This window comes from Bacillus sp. LR--39 (assembly GCF_053613335.1).
On record NZ_JBSIOT010000318.1, the window covers coordinates 1 to 1,081 of the forward strand.

Consider the following 1,081-nt stretch of genomic DNA (forward strand, 5'->3'; position numbering starts at 1 on the left):
TCCAACCGCTGAGTCATATATGATTTCATGAATAATCCCTCTTATCTTTGTAAGTCTAAACTATTTATCCATTATACTGAAGATTTGATAAAAATCAATTTATGACAGAATTTTTAAACCAACCGCTGAGCATAAAATCAACGCGATAAAGAAGATCCGTTTGGCGTCTTTCTGCTCCTTGTAAAAGAGGATGCCGACAAGCGCCCCGCCGGCGGTGCCAATTCCTGTCCAGACGGCGTAAGCCGTTCCCATCGGAATGGTTTCCATTGCGTACGACAGCAAGGAAAATGAAGCGGCAAAACCAACAATGATCAACAGCACCCATTTCACGCTTTTTTCTTTCGCATATTGATTCATAAGGGCCACGCCGGCCATTTCTAAACAGCCCGCGCACAGTAAACTGATCCAGTGCAGCATTATGCCTCGCCTCCTTTTTCCTCTGTCTCATCCTGTGTCACAAGCTTCAACCCGATTACACCGATTAAGAGCACGCCAATTAACAATAGCTTCGGCCATCCAACCGGTTCATGAAACAGAACGATTTCACTAAGTACTGTTCCCGCTGTGCCGAGCCCGGTAAAGACGGCATACACGGTACCAACAGGCAGACTGTGAGTCGCCTTTATTAGAAGATAAAAACTGAATATGATGCCGATGGCAGTGCCGCTCCATGTTAAGGCTGAGTCAGCGTGCTTTAAGCCTATTACCCAAACAACCTCGAAAACAGCGGCAAGCACGACCAATCCCCATTTCATTTTGAGTCATTCCTTTCTATCTATTAGGATTCTCCGAAAACAAAAAAACCCCGGACAGTCGTCTCACATGAGATTGACTCTCCCGGGCTTTTTTCCCTCCGTGTGCATACGCGCTTCTATTTACGCGTATGTGTTTTCTCTCGGACCAGTCCATGTCAATTGACATGCGGAACCCTAGAAAACTTTACATGATATCATGATACTAAACTCAGCTCTATCTTTCAATTGTAAGATTTTCTTTCATATACCGCGATCGGTTTATTCCATTTTCTGGTCGTTTTGCTGTAATGCATGCCAATTTTCTCCGCTACCCGTATGGACGCTTT

General features: G+C 44.7%; 2 protein-coding genes, 1 pseudogene and 1 riboswitch. All 3 genes and pseudogenes read right to left on the reverse strand.

Annotation, left to right across the window (positions count from 1 at the left end):
* Window positions 1-99: 99 nt before the first annotated feature.
* Window positions 100-417 (reverse strand): multidrug efflux SMR transporter subunit YkkD, encoded by a 318-nt coding sequence (ykkD, locus tag ACWHAR_RS22845; protein WP_014476583.1) that lies wholly within the window; start codon window positions 415-417, stop codon window positions 100-102.
* Window positions 417-755, reverse strand: coding sequence for a multidrug efflux SMR transporter subunit YkkC (ykkC, locus tag ACWHAR_RS22850; RefSeq protein WP_015383469.1), 339 nt, complete (start codon window positions 753-755; stop codon window positions 417-419). The genes ykkD and ykkC overlap by 1 nt, the downstream gene beginning before the upstream one ends.
* A 77-nt stretch (window positions 756-832) precedes the next feature.
* Window positions 833-944, reverse strand: a riboswitch (guanidine-I (ykkC/yxkD leader).
* A gap of 32 nt (window positions 945-976) precedes the next feature.
* Window positions 977-1,081, reverse strand: a pseudogene (locus tag ACWHAR_RS22855) (GNAT family N-acetyltransferase); the annotation flags it as partial.